We start from the raw sequence: 14,843 nt of genomic DNA on the forward strand, positions 1-14,843 counted from the left end.
TCATGGGATCCGAATCCGCAAGCCTGGCCCGGCTCAGCATGAGCCTCCCGGCAGACCTCTTCAGACAGCTCGACACGATGGTGGCGGAACGCGGCCTGCCGTCCCGCTCGCAGCTCATCGCGGAACTGATCCGCCACGCGCTGGCCGAGCATGGTTCGCTGATGCGCCCCGAGGAGATGCTCGCGGGCACCATCACCCTCGTCTACAGGGGCGAACGGGGGCGGGTGCGCCACCTGCTCTCCCATACCCAGGCTAGCTATCTCAAGGAGGTGATCTCCTCGCAGCACGTCGTGCTGGAGGATGACCAGTCCCTCGAAGTCCTGCTCGTGCAAGGTCCGGCCGTAAGGCTGAAGGAATTGTGCGACGCAATTCGGCGGGTCCGCGGGGTGCAGCAACTGGCGCTGGTCACCACGACCTCGCTGCTGCCGCCCCTCTACGAACCCGAAGGTGGAAACCCCAACCCGATCATCGGAGCGAATGCATGACCGAGACCCTGGCCAATCCCCTTGCTGCCCGCGATCACGCGCGCGGCATGGAAGGTACCGTGATCGAGAGCATGCCCGTGCTCCCGCCGGTCGCCGACGACCTGCCGTCGGAAGTGGCGCCCAATGATCTGCTCTGGGAGGAAACCATCGCGGCGGGCGGCTATGCCACGCGGCGCCTCTCGCGCGGCTCGCGCCTGCGCCTGATCGATCTGCGCGGCGATGCCTGCGCTTCGATCCTTCTGTTCAACGCCGAAATGCCCACCGAGCGGCTCAACGTCGCGGACACCGTGAAGGTGCAGTGGAACGCCTATCTCGGCGAGGGCAAGCTGCTGCTGTCCGACATGGGCCGCGTCATGATGAGCATCGTCGAAGACGACGCCGGCACGCACGACACGTTCTGCGGCACTTCCAATCCCGCGACCAACGCCGCGAAGTACGGCAACGGCACCAATAGCGGCCCGTATCCGAGCGGCCGCGACCGCTTCCTGCTGGGTGCCGCCAAGCACGGCCTCAGCCGCCGCGACGTCCACCCCTGCGTCACGCTATTTAAGGGCGCGCGGATCGAGGAAGACGGCGCCATCACTCCGCAGATCGGCCCGTTCGAGCCCGGCCGAACCGTGGTTCTCCGCGCCGAGATGGATGTGATCGTCGTCATCGCCAACTGCCCGCACGTCCTCGACCCGCGCGACGACTATACGGTGACCCCGCTGCGCGCTTCCGCCTGGCGCGGGCCGGTGACGACCGAAGACGACGCTGTCCGGACCGCGACGCCTGAAGGCCTGCGCGCCTTCAAGAACGTCGAAGACTACTTCCGCCGCTGAAAGAGGACAGGTCCAAAATGACTGCCGATCCCCATATGTCCGGCCTCACCGGCGCCGTGATCCATGATGTCGTCGTGCCCGCCCGGGCGCCCTGGCTGCACCACATCGCCGCCGGCCAGACGCTGCGCATCGTCGATCTCGAAGGCAACCAGGCCGTCGATTTCCTGCTCTATTCGGCTACGGACGACGCCGAGCGCTACAGCGCGCAGGACACCGTATCCGCGCAGGGCAACCTGTTCCTGCGCGAAGGCACGAGGCTGCTGTCGAACGAGGGCCGGCCGATGATGACCATTGCGGCCACCTCGGTCGAGTATCACGACACCATCGGCGGCGCCTGCTCGTGCGAGTCCAATACGCTGCGCTACGGCCACCACACCAAGGCCGAGCATGCCTGCGTGGAGAACTTCCTCGAAGCCAACCTCACCGAAGGCCGGGGCAAGCGGGACATCGTCTCGAACATCAATTTCTTCATGAATGTTCCTGTCGAGTCCGACGGGTCGCTGGGCATCGTCGACGGAATATCCGCGCCGGGCCTGACCGTTGACCTGCGTGCGGAAATGGACGTCGTCGTCGTCGTCTCGAACTGCCCGCAGGTCAACAACCCCTGCAACGGCTTCAACCCCACCCCCGTGCGCATGATCGTAACCGCCGCATGAGCTTCGACACCGTCCTGATCGCGAACAGGGGCGCGATCGCCACCCGCATCATCCGCACGCTGCGGACCATGGGGCTGAAGTCCGTCGCCGTGTATTCCGAGGCGGACGAGGGTTCGAACCATGTTTCCGAAGCCGACGAAGCCGTGTGCATCGGTCCGGCGCGCGCTTCCGACAGCTATCTCAACATCCCCGCGATCCTCGCCGCCGCGAAGAAGACGGGGGCTGGCGCGATCCATCCGGGCTACGGCTTCCTGGCCGAAAACGTCGAGTTCGCCGAGGCCTGCGCCGCGGCCGGGATCGTCTTCATCGGGCCGACCACGGACAATATCCGCACCTTCGGCCTCAAGCACAGCGCCCGCGCGCTCGCCGCTGCCCATGACGTGCCGCTGGCACCGGGCACCGGCCTGCTGAGCGACGCGGACGAGGCGGTCACCGCCGCCGCCGAAATCGGCTATCCCGTGATCTTGAAGGCGACCGCCGGCGGCGGCGGCATCGGCATGCGCGTGTGCGAGGACGAAGCCGCACTGCGCGAGGCATTCGACATCGTCGCCCGCCAGGGCCTGAGCAATTTCGGCGATGCCAGCGTCTTCCTCGAACTCTACGTCCGGCGCGCGCGCCACATCGAGGTCCAGCTGTTCGGTGACGGCGAGGGCAGGGTCATGGCGCTCGGCGAACGGGACTGCTCCCTCCAGCGCCGCAACCAGAAGGTCGTCGAGGAAGCGCCTGCGCCGCTGCTTCCCGAGCATGTGCGCAGCGAACTGATCGCCTCGGCCATCCGCCTCGGCCAGGCGGCGAACTACCGCTCCGCCGGCACGGTGGAATACCTCTACGACGCCGACCGCGAGGAGTTCTTCTTCCTCGAGATGAACACCCGCCTCCAGGTCGAGCACGGCGTCACCGAAGCGGTGATGGGCATCGACCTCGTCGAGTGGATGGTGCGCGGCGGGGCCGGCGACTTCGCCTTCCTCGACGGCGAAGCGCCTACGCCCAAGGGCCATTCGGTCCAGATGCGGCTTTATGCCGAGGACCCCTCGCTCGATTATCGCCCCACGTCGGGATCGCTGACCTGCCTGCAGTTCCCGTCCGACATCCGTGTCGAGACCTGGTGCTCGTCGGGCACGGCGGTCAGCGCCTGGTACGATCCGATGCTGGCGAAGCTGATCGTCCATGCGCCCACGCGCGCCGAGGCGGTCGAGGCCGCGCAGGCCGCGCTCGACCAGAGCCGGGCCGACGGCATCGAGACCAACCTGCGCTGGCTGCGCGACGTGGTGCGCTCCCCCGCTTTCGTCAGCGGCGAGGTTTCGACCCGCGTGCTCGACGGTATCGCCTACAATCCCCGCTCGATCCGCGTCGTCAGCGGCGGCACCGCGACGACCGTGCAGGACTGGCCGGGACGCCAGAAGCTGTGGGCCGTGGGCGTTCCGCCTTCGGGCCCGATGGACGACCAGTCGTTCCGCCTCGGCAACCGCCTGCTCGGAAATCCCGAGGGAACCGTGGGACTTGAGGCGACCGTCACCGGTCCGACGCTGGCCTTCGTGGCGCCCGCGCAGATATGCCTGATGGGCGCGGACTTCGGCGCGACGCTGGACGGCGTGGCTGTCGAGCGCGGGGTTCCGACCGATGTCGCGGCCGGACAGACGCTGGCGCTCGGCCGTGCATCGGTCGGCGGCCTGCGCGGATATATCCTGTTCGCGGGCGGTCTGGACATCGCGCCGTACCTCGAGAGCTGCAGCACGTTCGAGCTGGGCCAGTTCGGCGGCCACGCAGCGCGCCGTCTTCTTGCCGGCGATACACTGCACCTGGGCGGACATGAGACCGACATGGGGCTTCCTTCGGTCGACCTGCCGGAGATCCCGACCGAGTGGACGCTGCGCGTGCTCTACGGTCCGCACGGTGCCCCCGATTTCTTCACCGACGACGATGTCCAGACGTTCCTCGCCGCCGAGTGGAAAATCCACTACAACTCCAACCGCACCGGCGTCCGACTGATCGGTCCCAAGCCGCGCTGGGCCCGTACCGACGGCGGCGAGGCGGGGCTGCACCCGTCCAACATCCACGACAATCCCTACGCCATCGGCGCCGTGGACTTCACCGGCGACATGCCGATCATCCTAGGCCCCGACGGGCCCTCGCTCGGCGGGTTCGTCTGCCCGTTCGTGGTGATCGCGGCCGACCGCTGGAAGATCGGTCAGCTCGCTCCGGGAGACAAGCTGAAGTTCGCGCCGGTGACCATCGCCGATGCGACCGAGGCGGATGCCGCGCAGCGCAGTCTCGTCGCGACGGGGGCAACGCCCGCGCCTTCCGAGGTCCGGGCGGTGGAGACGCTGTCGCCGATCCTCTCGGAAATCCCCGAGGGTCCGGGCCGTCCGCGCACGGTCTACCGCCAGCAGGGCGACCGCAACATCCTCGTCGAATACGGGCCCATCGTGCTCGATATCGAGCTTCGCATCCGCGTCCATGCGCTGATGACCGAACTGGAGCGGTTCGCGCTGCCCGGCATCATCGACATCGTGCCCGGCATCCGCTCGCTCCAGCTTCACTTCGACGGCGCGGCGATGACCCCCGCCCTCGCGCTGGAGACGCTGATCGCGGCGGAGGAGCGCCTTGGCGACCTCGAGGACTTCACGATCCCCTCGCGCATCGTCCACCTGCCGCTCAGCTGGCGGGACCCGGCGACGATCGAGACGATCGAGAAGTACATGGCCACCGTCCGCGCCGACGCGCCGTGGTGCCCGGACAACATCGAGTTCATCCGCCGCATCAACGGTCTGGACGATGCCGCCGCCGTCGAGAACCTGATCTTCGAGGCGAACTACCTCGTGATGGGCCTGGGCGACGTCTACCTCGGCGCCCCGGTTGCGACCCCGGTCGATCCGCGCCACCGCCTCGTTACCACCAAGTACAACCCCGCGCGCACCTGGACGCCGCCCAACGTCGTGGGCATCGGCGGCGCCTACATGTGCATCTACGGCATGGAAGGGCCGGGCGGTTACCAGCTGTTCGGGCGCACCATCCAGGTGTGGAACACCTACCGCCAGACCGACGCCTTCACCGAAGGCAAGCCGTGGCTGCTGCGCTTCTTCGACCAGATCCGCTTCTATCCGGTCAGCGCGGACGAACTCACCGACTGGCGCCGGGAATTCCCGGCCGGTCGCCGCTCGATCCGTATCGAGCCGTCCGAGTTCCGCCTGGCCGATTACCGCGCCTACCTTGCCGAAAACGCGGCGGGCATCGCCGCGTTCGAGGAACGCCGCAAGGCCGCCTTCGACGAGGAACGCGCCGAATGGCAGCGGAGCGGCGAGTTCGACCATGCCGCCGACGCGGGAGAAGTCGAAGCCCCGGCGGCCGACGCCATCGTTCTTCCCGAAGGCTCCGACCTTGTCGAAGCGCCTTACGGGGGAAGCGTCACGAAGCTGCTCGTCGCCGCCGGTGACACGGTGGAGGCGGGCGACAGGATCGCAGTCATAGAGGCTATGAAGATGGAAACTTCGGTGGAAAGCCCCAGCTCGGGCACGGTCGCGGCGCTTTACATGCGCGAGGGGCAGTCGCTCGAACCCGGTGCGCCCATGCTCGCCCTGAGGCGCAGCGCATGACGGCCTACGATCGCCGCAGCGCGGCCGCCATCGCCGCCGCCGTCAACGCCGGGGAAACCAGCGCCGTCGCGGTCGCCGAGGAAACCCTGGCGCGGGTCACGGCATACGATGCGATCCAGCCCCAGGTCTGGATCAGCCGGGCGAGCAGCGAGCAGTTCCTCGCCGCCGCCCGCGCCGTCGATGCCCGCATCGCCGCCGGGGAGAGCCTGCCGCTGGCGGGCGTCCCCTTCGCGGTGAAGGACAACATCGACGTCGCCGGTTTCGAGACGACGGCGGCTTGCCCGGCCTTCGCCTATAGCCCCGAAGCCTCGGCCGGCGTGATCGAGCGCCTGCTGGACGCCGGCGCGATCTGCCTCGGCAAGACGAACCTCGACCAGTTCGCCACCGGCCTGAACGGCTCGCGCAGTCCCTACGGCATCCCGCGCAACGCCTATAACCTGTCCTACGTCAGCGGCGGATCGAGCGCGGGCTCGTCGGTCGCGGTGGCGGCGGGCTTGGTGCCCTTCGCGCTGGGCACCGACACCGCCGGGTCGGGCCGCGTTCCCGCCGCCTTCAACCACCTCGTCGGCTTCAAGCCCACCAAGGGCCGCTGGAGCACGCGCGGTCTCGTGCCCGCCTGCCGTACGATCGACTGCATCACGGTCTTCACCGACGATACCGCCGATGCGCGCCTCGTCGATCAGGTCGTGGCCGCCTTCGATCCCGCCGACCCCTATTCCAAGCCGCTCGCCGACCGCCCGCTCGGCAGGACGCGCATCGGTGTGCCGGGCCGCGCCCAGCGCAACTGGTTCGGCGATGCGGAGTCCGAATACCTCTACGACCGCGCGCTGGAAACGCTGGCCCAAAGCGCGGAACTGGTCGAGATCGACTACGCCCCGCTGCAGGAAGCGGCGCTGCTGCTCTACGGCGGCCCTTGGGTCGCCGAGCGCACCGCCGCGATGGCGGACATGCTGGCCAACAACCCCGACGCCATCGACCCGACCGTCCGCGCCGTCGTCGAGCCGGGCCTGACCGTGAGCGCGGTGGAGCTGTTCAACGGCATCTACCGCATGGCCGAGATCAAGCGCCACGCCGACCAGCTTTGGGAAACCATCGACATGATGGTCTTCCCGACGACCGGCTCGACCTACCGCGTCGCGGAAATGCTGGCGGCCCCGGTCGCGCTGAACAGCGCGCTGGGCTTCTACACCAACTTCGTCAACTTGCTGGACATGGCCGCGCTGGCCGTGCCCGCCGGCATCCGTGCCAATGCGACCGGCTTCGGGATCACCCTGATCGGGCCGGCCGACAGCGACCGCGCCTTGCTGGAGGCGGCCGACGATTACCTTGCGGCCGCCAGCCTTCCGTCTCCGCCACCACTAGATTTCGAGGGAAAGATGCAGACAGTCAAACTCGCCGTCGTCGGTGCCCACCTGAAGGACATGCCGCTCCACTGGCAGCTCACCTCGCGCGACGCCAAGTTCGTCGGGGCCTTCGAGACCGCGCCCAACTACCGCCTCTACGCCATGGCCGAGAGCGTGCCGCCCAAGCCCGCGCTGGTTCACAGCGAGGAAGGCGCCCCGATCAAGGTCGAGGTCTATGAACTGGGCGTCGCCGAGTTCGGCAGCTTCGTCGTCGACGTGCCGGCGCCGCTCGCCATCGGCACCGTCACGCTGGCCGACGGCAGCAGCGTCAAGGGCTTCGTCTCCGAGCCGCGCGCGCTGACCGGGGCAGAGGACATCACCAGCCTCGGTGGGTGGCGGGCCTACATCGCACGCGGAGCCTGACACCGCGCGAGGCAGGGACCATTCCAGGACGATCACAGGGGGAAAACATGCGCAGGTTCAAGACGATTGCAGTGCTGGCGGCGACCATGGGGCTCGCCGCGTTTTCCGCCTCCGCCCACGCTGAGGGCGAGCAGGTCATCCAGGTCCCCGGTTTCGCCGACTTCCTGGCGATCGACGGCAAGACCGTCTGGACCACCAACAAGGGGCGCGTGGAACAGTGGTCCCGCAAGGGCAAGCTGGCCGAAGTCGCCATCGCCCGCCCCTGCGGTGCCATGGTGATCGCGAACGACAGCCTGTGGGTCGCCAATTGCGCCGAAGGCACGCTGAACCGGATCGACATCCGCACCGGCAAGCTCGCCGCGACGATCCCTACCGGCATCCCGAAGCTCACTGGCGGGGCCGAGATGATGGTCGCCGCGGGCGCCGGATCGATCTGGATGGCCACCGACGTCAAGGGCGTGATCGCGCGCGTCGATCCGGCCTCCAACAGCGTGGTGGCGTCCGTCACCGTCGATCCCGGAACGTCCTATGTCGTGTCCGGCTATGGGGCGATCTGGGCGGTTGCGCTGGGCGAACAGTCGATTCAGCGGATCGACCCCGCGACCAACACCGTCACCAAGCGGACGTTGCTGGGCAAGGCGCCGGGCTTCCTTGCCGCGGGGGAGGGCGCCATCTGGGTCCAGGAGCAGGGCGACGGCACCGTCGCGCGCATCGACCCGACGACTGGCGAAGTGACCGGCCGCGTCAAGGTCGGCGACAACCTCAAGTGGGGCGATATCGACACCGGCGCCGGCAAGGTCTGGCTGCGCACCACCGATGACCAGCTCTTCGCCGCGATCGACGTGAAGACGATGACCGTGGTGTCGCGTCTCGGCAAACCGGCGGGCAGCGGAGCCCTGCGCTGGACCAAATCCGGCGTGTGGACCACCGCGCACGACGAGCACACGCTGACCTGGTGGCCGAAGAAGTCGCTGAAGCCCAAGCCCGCAAAGTGACGAAGGCATAGGCGCCGGCACATAAATTTGCCGGTGCACATCGTTTCCATCTATGGCTCGGGGCGGAGGATGGACTATCTCCGCCCCGATGGCTTCGATGGAACCCCAGTGCATGAATGAGCCGCCGCCGCTGTCCGACCGGAAATTCGCCAGCCAGGTCGACTGGAACCTGATGCGTACGTTCGTCGAGATCGTCCGGGCCGGCGGTATCGGGGCTGCGGCGCGGCAGCTCAACAAACAGCAGCCGAGCATCAGCGCCGCGCTCAAGCGGCTCGAGGATCACGTCGGCGCCACCCTCCTGCACCGCTCGGCATCCGGCGTCGAGATGACCTCGGCGGGCAAGGCGATGATGGCCCTGTGCGAGGATATGCTGGAGACGGCGCGGATGGTCCCGCACCAGATCGCGCAGGCGACCAAGCGCGTCGAGGGGATCGTGCGCATCCAGGTGGTCTCGGCCATCGTCTCGGCCGAGTTCGACGAGGCGATCAGGAGTTTCCATCGCCGCAATCCGAACATCCGGATCGAAATCCGGGTTTCTCCCTGGCGGCAGGTGCTCGACGCGCTTGAGCGCGGGGAGGTGGAAGTCGGGATCGGCTATGACAGCAGCGTGCGGGGAACGCTGATCTATGAGCCGCTGTTCGTCGAGCGCCAGCAACTCTACTGCGCGCGCAGTCATCCGCTGTTCGGATACCGCATCAGTCAGCCCCGGGAACTGGCGGACGAGGCCTTCGTGCTCACCGGCGAGGACGAACTGGACGCTGTCATGCACGTGCGGCGCCGGTACGGGCTGGGTTCGCGAGTAGCGGGACTGGCCGAGGATATCGGCGAGGCGCGGCGCCTGATCCTCTGCGGCGTCGGCATCGGGTTCCTGCCGGAGCCCGCTGCGCGCGCCGAGGTGGAAAGCGGCATGCTCTGGCCGCTGCTCCACGCCGATTTCCAGCCGTCCTACGACATTTTCCTGCTCGCCCGGACCGAACCGTCGCGGGACACGGCCACCCAGCTTTTCATCGATGAGGTCTTCCGGCGCATTCGGGCGCTGCCACGGTCATAGCCGCAACCTATGCCCGACATCGTGATTTCGCATCTGCCTCGATGAGCTTGGGCGCTTCAGTCTCCCTCGCACAGGACAAGGCGAAGGCTGCAGATGCGCGCGAAGGCGATTCTCCCTCTCATCCGAAACGCAGCGATTGCCGGCGTTTTCCTGGCCGCGGCATGGGCGCCTGCGGCCATGGCGGCATCGACGCCTGACACCCGGCTGGTTGCATGCGGGAAGGACAGCTGTCTTCTCGTCGCGGGTAACCGCGCGGACCCGGCGTCGCAGGTTCGGATCAATGGTCACGCCGTGCCGGTCGAGGGGCGGCAGGCCTGGAAGGTCCGCCTGCCGGTCGAAACGGTGCGCGCCTGGTCTGCGCCGATGGCCCGGACCATCGAGGTGACGGTACTGGACGCCGGGTCGGGACATGAAGACACGAAGCCGGCCAGCCTCCCCATTGGACTGCTGGGCCATGTCACGGAACTCGCCTCGCTGACGGTTGCCGCGCTATAGTCCTGCGCGGCGCGTCATCAGTACCTCCATTGTCAATTCTCCTGCCGAACGCTATGTACGGTGGGCCGCCATAGAGCGACCCTCGATATGTGTTCAGGAGAAGATGATGAAGATCGGCCTCATGGCTCTGGCCTCGTTCGCCTTTGCCACCACTGCATCCGCCGCTACCGCGCCCGCCGTCACCGGCGACAATCCGTTCGCTCGCGAACAGACCACCCTGCAGCTCAAGGGCCTCGACCTCGCCACTGCGGAAGGTCAGCAGCGCCTTGCGATCCGCATGGATCAGGCCGCGCGCGAAGTGTGCGGTGAAGGCATGGCGCGCATCCATCTTGCGCTTGAGCGCAAGTCGCAGGAATGCCGCACGGCGGTGATGGCCGACATTCGCAGCCGGATCGAAGCGCGTACTGCCGATGCGTCGAGCGCGCCGCGCGCCCGGCTTGCCAGCGCCTTTTGAACGGACGCGGGCTGCAGGACGCCCGCGCCTGAACCCGTCCGAATTGTCCGGCCGCCGCTGACGGCTGGACAATTCGTCGTCGGAATTTCCGGCCGGTGATGGCTCGGGGATACGGCTTCTTTGGGCGTCAGTTCGGGATCGCCGGTACGCCGCCCATCTCGACACCGATCGCGGCAGCGCAGGTCTTGAGCCGTGGGAGCAGTTCGCGCACGCCTTCGCGGATTTCCAGCGCCGACGAGAAGAACGCGACCGTCAGACACCCCACGACTTCGCCGCGCGCCAGGATCGGCACAGCGATCGACGAGGTCTTGCCCGGGTTCAGGGTGAAGCGGTTGTACCCCCGCGCCGCGTATCCGCTCGATCGCACCCCCTCGATCAGCGCGGCTTCGCGCATGAGTTCGAGCATCCGGCGGACCTCGTCGTCGCCCACACGCGCGAGGTTGCCGAGAATGGTGTCGCGTTCTTCCTCCGGGCTGAACGCGAGGTGGACGAGCCCCGCGGCGCAGTCGAGGATCGGCATCGCGAAGCCCGGGTGATACTCGTTGAACGTCAGCGAGGTGAGCGAGTGCGTGGAATCGCGCAGCACCATCGAACTGCCCACATGGGTGGTGAGCGTGATGGGCCACCCGATCTCACGGGTCAGCCCCGAAATATGTGGCCGCGAGACCTTGACGAGCTCCCCATGGCCTTGGAAGCCCTGCGAGAGCGTCTGCACCAGCGCGGTCGGCCGGTAGTGTTTGCGGTTCTCCTCACGCTCGATCAGCCCTTCGTGAAGCAGGGTCTGAACGATGCGGCACGCGGTGGGGTAAGGCACCTGCGAGGCATGCGAGATATCCATCATGTTCAGCGATCCGGCCTGGTTGATCGCCTGCAGAACGCTGATCGCCCGGCTGATCGCGCGGATCGGGATACCGCGGCCCGCGCCCGAGTCTTCGTCGATGTCGTTGGCCAAAGCCTCGACCGAACCGATCCCCGCATTGAGGGGTATCACCGCGCGTGAAGCCATGACCTGCGTACCCTTTGCCTGAGAGTCCCGAAAGGGCTTCCCGAATCCATTTGTCCCAAACATAATACATATAGAGCCTGGGAGGCAAGCAAATGATCGCAGGTCGATTAGTTTACTCCGCTGTGACCTGACCGGCTGCGCTGCGGCCGGCGATTTTGCCCAGCGTCGTCGCAGTCAAAAGCCCGTTGCCGGCAAGATAGCCGTAGGAGCCGTCCCCCGACACGCCGCGTGCCGCGCCGCCGCCGGCGAAGACGTTGGCAAGGCCGGTGCCGTCGGCGCGCAGGACACGTGCATCGTCGCCCACCACGAGGCCGCCCTGCGTGTGGAACAGCGCTCCGGTCACCTTGGCCGCGTACCACGGGCCGGTCAGTTCGGGCTTGCCGGTGAAGTCGCGGCCGAAGGCGTCCGCGGCCTCGCCGCGTGTGCAGGCGGCCACTTCGGCGACGGTGTGCGCCAGCGCCTCCGCCGGCAGGCGGGTGGCGAAGGCGAGGGTTTCGAGGTCGTCGGCCTGGATCACGGCATGGGCGGAAATCGCATCGCGGTAGTCCTCGAACTCGCACATCAGGGTGTGGAGGCGCGCGTCGAAGATCGACCAGGCGACATGGCCGGGCTGGGCATTCACCTTGGCGGCCTGCTCGGAATAGCCGGCGGCCTCGTTGCTGAAGCGCAGCCCTTCGACGTTCACCTGGAAGCCGCCCTGCATGATGAGCGGCCACAGGATCGGGATGCCGTGCCCCGCCGCAAGTCCGCCGTGCCCCTGGTAGCCGGTGAGGTCGGCCATGGCGGCGCCCAGCTGTTCGCCCCAGCGCAGCGCGTCGCCCTTGTTGCCGGGATGGCCGTGGAAGGTCGCCTCGGCCATTTCCGGGATATGACGCGCGACAAGCTCGGCATTGCCCGCGAAGCCCGAGCAGGCGAGGACCAGCGCGTCGCAGGATACCTCCTCGACGCTACCGTCCGGGCGGGAGAAGCGCACGAGCGAGACCTTGCCCGGCTCGTCGGCGACGAGTTCGGTGACGGTGGCGCTCGTCACGAGCATCACGCCGGCATCTTCGGCGGCGCTTTGCAGGCAGCCCATGAGCTCGCCGCCGGAGCGCTTGGGCGTACCGTACATCCGCCGCGCGCTGTGGCCGGGGTAGGTGAAGCCATCCAGGAGATCGAGCGGGATGCCGTGGCTGTCGCGCATCCACGCGATCGTCTCGGCGGACTCGCGGGCGAGGTTCAGCGCCATGGCGGCGTCGCTGCGGCCCTTGGTCTTGCGGGCGATATCCTCGGCGAAGATTTCGGGGGAATCGACCACGCCCTGCTCGGCCTGCTCGGGCGTGCCGGCGGCGGGGATCAGGCCGGTGGACATCGCGGTCGAGCCGAGCGGGGTGTCGTCGCGCTCGATGACAAGGACATCCACCCCGGCATCGGCGGCGGCGAGCGCGGCGCACAGGCCCGTCGCCCCGGCGCCGATCACAACGACGGGGACATGCATCGTCTCGCTCATGCGGCTTCTCCCTTGGGCAGGACCGACCAGACCCAGGGACGGGCCTTGCGGTCGGCGCTTTCGTGCTCGTCGATGGTGCGCCCGTCGAGCAGGGTCAGTGCGATCGGGTCAAGGCCCTCGGTGAGCATCAGTTTGGCTTCCTCGTCGATTTCGAAACGCCAGGTATCGCCCCCGGCGTGGATTTCCTGTGCGGGGAGGTCGATCTCCAGCATGAGTCCGGCGCGGTCGAACGGGCGCGGGTCGAGCACGATCGGCAGCACCCCGTTGCGGATGCAGTTGCCCCGGAAGATGGGGCTGAAGCCGGTCGCGATGACGGCACGGAAGCCGTATTCGGCCAGCGCCCATACCGCGTGTTCACGGCTCGATCCGCTGCCGAAGTTGTTGCCGCCCAGCAGGATGCGGGCATCCCTGTACGCGGCCTGGTTCAGCACGAAGTCGGGGTTGGGCACGCGGGCGTCGACATCGCTGTAGCGCCAGCCGGCGAAGAGGCCGCCCGACAGGCCGGTCTTGGAGACCGACTTCATCTCGCGCGAGGGGATGATCGCGTCGGTGTCGACATTGTCGCGGATGAGCGGCGCGGCGACCGAGCGCAGGGTCAGGAACGGTTCCATCAGCACGCCTCCAGAACGGTGCGCGGGTCGGTGATGACGCCGGCGATGGCGGAAGCGGCCACCGTGGCGGGCGAGGCGATGTGGGTGCGGGTGCCTGGGCCCTGACGGCTTTCGAAGTTGCGGTTGGTGGTGCTGATGACGCGCTCCTGGGCGCCGAAGCTCTCACCGCCCGAGAAGAAGCACATCGAACACCCCGCCTCGCGCCATTCGAAGCCGGCGGCGAGGAACACCTTGTCGAGCCCTTCGGCTTCGGCTTCGGCCTTCACCCGCGTCGAGCCGGGCACGCAGATGGCGCGGACGCCCTCGGATACCTTGTGGCCCGCGAGGATTCCGGCCGCGATCCGCAGGTCCGAAAGGCGCGCGTTGGTGCACGAGCCGATGAACGCCGCGTCGATCGGCAGGCCCGTCAGCGCGGCGTTTTCGCCAAGATCCATGTAGGCGAGGGCGCGGCCATGGGCTTCGGGCGTGGTCGGCGCGCTGCCCGGCAGCGGAGCGTCCAGCTGCGGCACGCGGCCGTCGATGGGCGCGGACTGCTGCGGGCTGGTGCCCCAGCTGACCATCGGCGATACGTCGGCGGCGTCGATCGTCACTTCGCTGTCGAAGCGCGCATCGGCGTCGCTGCGGAGTTCTGCCCAGTCGGCTACGGCAGCGTCCCAATCGGCTCCTGTTGGCGCGTAAGTGCGGCCTTGCAGCCACGCTATCGTCACCGTGTCGGGGGCGATCACGGCGGTGAAGGCGGCCAGCTCGGTCGCCATGTTGCACAGCGTCATGCGCGCCTCGACGGGGAGCGCGGCGATGGTCGATCCCGCATATTCGATGACGTGGCCGCGTCCGCCGCCCGAACCGAGCCGGGCGACGACGTGCAGCGCCAGGTCCTTCGCGGTGACGCCGGGCGCGAGTTGGCCGTCGATCGTCACGCGCATCTGCGCCGGACGGTTGACGCGCAGCGTGCCGGTGGCGAGCGCGTGTTCCGCCTCGCTCGAGCCGATACCCCAAGCGAGCGCGCCCAGCGCGCCCTGCGTGCAGGTGTGGCTGTCCGGGCAGACCAGCGTGAGGCCGGGGAGCACGATGGCGTTCTCCGGCGAGATGACGTGGACGATGCCCTGGCGCGCGTCGCCGATGTCGAACAGCGTCGCCCCGGCCCGCTTCGCGGCTTCGCGCGTCGCCAGGATGAAATCGGTGCCGGTGGGCATGATCGTGCGGTCGCCCCGGCCGGGCAGGGTGTCGACCACATGGTCCATCGTCACGAACACGCGCGAGGGATCGCGCAACCGCCGTCCGCTTTCCTCCAGCGCCTTGAGCGCGATGCCGCCGGTGCGCTCGTGCAGCAGGATGCGGTCGATCGCGACCAGGCCGGTCCCGCCGCCGATATCGCGGACGAGGTGGGCGTCCCACAGCTTCTCGAAGAGAGTGCGCGCCAC

At 68.0% G+C, this 14,843-nt stretch carries 13 protein-coding genes; 9 read left to right on the top strand and 4 right to left on the bottom strand.

The window, feature by feature from the left end:
* Window positions 1–2 precede the first annotated feature (2 nt).
* The 9 genes from AC07M9_RS18045 (at window position 3) to AC07M9_RS18085 (ending at window position 10,316) form a co-directional block, all read left to right on the top strand.
* Complete coding sequence (locus AC07M9_RS18045) at window positions 3–485, top strand: CopG family ribbon-helix-helix protein (protein ID WP_494885639.1); 483 nt, start codon at window positions 3–5, stop codon at window positions 483–485.
* Complete coding sequence (locus AC07M9_RS18050; protein WP_494885641.1) at window positions 482–1,306, top strand: urea amidolyase associated protein UAAP1; 825 nt, start codon at window positions 482–484, stop codon at window positions 1,304–1,306. Before AC07M9_RS18045 ends, AC07M9_RS18050 begins: the two co-directional genes overlap by 4 nt.
* Before the next feature lie 17 nt (window positions 1,307–1,323).
* On the top strand, window positions 1,324–1,962 hold the full coding sequence (locus AC07M9_RS18055; protein ID WP_494885643.1) for an urea amidolyase associated protein UAAP2: 639 nt from the start codon (window positions 1,324–1,326) through the stop codon (window positions 1,960–1,962).
* Window positions 1,959–5,555, top strand: coding sequence for an urea carboxylase (gene uca / locus AC07M9_RS18060; protein WP_494885645.1), 3,597 nt, complete (start codon window positions 1,959–1,961; stop codon window positions 5,553–5,555). The genes AC07M9_RS18055 and uca overlap by 4 nt, the downstream gene beginning before the upstream one ends.
* The gene (atzF, locus tag AC07M9_RS18065; protein WP_494885647.1) at window positions 5,552–7,321 is read left to right on the top strand and encodes an allophanate hydrolase; all 1,770 of its coding nucleotides are present in this window, start codon (window positions 5,552–5,554) and stop codon (window positions 7,319–7,321) included. Before uca ends, atzF begins: the two co-directional genes overlap by 4 nt.
* A gap of 47 nt (window positions 7,322–7,368) precedes the next feature.
* Window positions 7,369–8,316, top strand: a complete 948-nt coding sequence (locus AC07M9_RS18070; RefSeq protein ID WP_494885648.1) for a Vgb family protein — start codon at window positions 7,369–7,371, stop codon at window positions 8,314–8,316.
* A gap of 112 nt (window positions 8,317–8,428) precedes the next feature.
* Window positions 8,429–9,367 carry a LysR family transcriptional regulator gene (locus AC07M9_RS18075; RefSeq protein ID WP_494885650.1) on the top strand — a complete coding sequence of 313 codons (939 nt, stop codon included), beginning with the start codon at window positions 8,429–8,431 and terminating at the stop codon, window positions 9,365–9,367.
* 93 nt (window positions 9,368–9,460) lie between these two features.
* Window positions 9,461–9,862 carry a hypothetical protein gene (locus tag AC07M9_RS18080; RefSeq protein WP_494885652.1) on the top strand — a complete coding sequence of 134 codons (402 nt, stop codon included), beginning with the start codon at window positions 9,461–9,463 and terminating at the stop codon, window positions 9,860–9,862.
* Between the two features lie 106 nt (window positions 9,863–9,968).
* On the top strand, window positions 9,969–10,316 hold the full coding sequence (locus AC07M9_RS18085) for a UrcA family protein (RefSeq protein WP_494885653.1): 348 nt from the start codon (window positions 9,969–9,971) through the stop codon (window positions 10,314–10,316).
* 127 nt (window positions 10,317–10,443) lie between these two features.
* Here AC07M9_RS18085 and AC07M9_RS18090 read toward each other — a convergent pair whose 3' ends face one another.
* The 4 genes from AC07M9_RS18090 to AC07M9_RS18105 all read right to left on the bottom strand — a co-directional run bounded on the left by AC07M9_RS18090 (window position 10,444) and on the right by AC07M9_RS18105 (window position 14,843).
* Window positions 10,444–11,322: a helix-turn-helix domain-containing protein gene (locus AC07M9_RS18090; protein ID WP_494885654.1), complete on the bottom strand. Its 879-nt coding sequence runs from the start codon at window positions 11,320–11,322 to the stop codon at window positions 10,444–10,446.
* A gap of 112 nt (window positions 11,323–11,434) precedes the next feature.
* Window positions 11,435–12,811, bottom strand: a complete 1,377-nt coding sequence (locus tag AC07M9_RS18095) for an FAD-dependent oxidoreductase (protein WP_494885656.1) — start codon at window positions 12,809–12,811, stop codon at window positions 11,435–11,437.
* Complete coding sequence (gene leuD / locus AC07M9_RS18100; RefSeq protein ID WP_494885658.1) at window positions 12,808–13,422, bottom strand: 3-isopropylmalate dehydratase small subunit; 615 nt, start codon at window positions 13,420–13,422, stop codon at window positions 12,808–12,810. The genes AC07M9_RS18095 and leuD overlap by 4 nt, the downstream gene beginning before the upstream one ends.
* Complete coding sequence (locus AC07M9_RS18105; RefSeq protein ID WP_494885659.1) at window positions 13,422–14,843, bottom strand: 3-isopropylmalate dehydratase large subunit; 1,422 nt, start codon at window positions 14,841–14,843, stop codon at window positions 13,422–13,424. The genes leuD and AC07M9_RS18105 overlap by 1 nt, the downstream gene beginning before the upstream one ends.

The organism is Novosphingobium sp. GW821-FHT09E05, assembly GCF_059416165.1.

Coding starts and splice junctions, on each gene's coding strand:
- leuD (WP_494885658.1), bottom strand. CDS start 13,422: ATGGAACCGTTCCTGACCCTGCGCTCGGTCGCCGCGCCGCTCATCCGC.
- AC07M9_RS18050 (WP_494885641.1), top strand. CDS start 482: ATGACCGAGACCCTGGCCAATCCCCTTGCTGCCCGCGATCACGCGCGC.
- uca (WP_494885645.1), top strand. CDS start 1,959: ATGAGCTTCGACACCGTCCTGATCGCGAACAGGGGCGCGATCGCCACC.
- AC07M9_RS18075 (WP_494885650.1), top strand. CDS start 8,429: ATGAATGAGCCGCCGCCGCTGTCCGACCGGAAATTCGCCAGCCAGGTC.
- AC07M9_RS18085 (WP_494885653.1), top strand. CDS start 9,969: ATGAAGATCGGCCTCATGGCTCTGGCCTCGTTCGCCTTTGCCACCACT.
- AC07M9_RS18090 (WP_494885654.1), bottom strand. CDS start 11,322: ATGGCTTCACGCGCGGTGATACCCCTCAATGCGGGGATCGGTTCGGTC.
- AC07M9_RS18055 (WP_494885643.1), top strand. CDS start 1,324: ATGACTGCCGATCCCCATATGTCCGGCCTCACCGGCGCCGTGATCCAT.
- AC07M9_RS18045 (WP_494885639.1), top strand. CDS start 3: ATGGGATCCGAATCCGCAAGCCTGGCCCGGCTCAGCATGAGCCTCCCG.
- AC07M9_RS18070 (WP_494885648.1), top strand. CDS start 7,369: ATGCGCAGGTTCAAGACGATTGCAGTGCTGGCGGCGACCATGGGGCTC.
- atzF (WP_494885647.1), top strand. CDS start 5,552: ATGACGGCCTACGATCGCCGCAGCGCGGCCGCCATCGCCGCCGCCGTC.
- AC07M9_RS18080 (WP_494885652.1), top strand. CDS start 9,461: ATGCGCGCGAAGGCGATTCTCCCTCTCATCCGAAACGCAGCGATTGCC.
- AC07M9_RS18095 (WP_494885656.1), bottom strand. CDS start 12,811: ATGAGCGAGACGATGCATGTCCCCGTCGTTGTGATCGGCGCCGGGGCG.